Annotated in this window: 1 pseudogene; it reads right to left on the reverse strand. The window is 70.9% G+C overall.

Features of this window, described 5'->3' with window-relative positions:
* A pseudogene (locus tag AC0IZJ_RS28825) lies at positions 1-230 on the reverse strand (hypothetical protein); the annotation flags it as partial.

The following is a 230-nucleotide window of genomic DNA, read 5'->3' on the forward strand; positions in this document are numbered from 1 at the left end:
GCGTGGCGGCCAGCACTTGCGCGGTGCCGCAGCGCAGGTCCTCCTGGCTGCGACCGCGCGCCAGGTCGAAGCCTGCCAGGCCGAACAGCAGCGAGGCGATCAGCGTGGTGGCGAAGGCCAGCGCCTGGCTCTCGTAGGCACAGCGCTGCTTGTGCGTGACCATCATGGCCGCGCCGGTCTTCGGGTCCAGCACCATCAACCAGCGCACGGCCACCACGACCAGCAGGCTG

This window comes from Roseateles sp. AC306 (genome assembly GCF_979253795.1).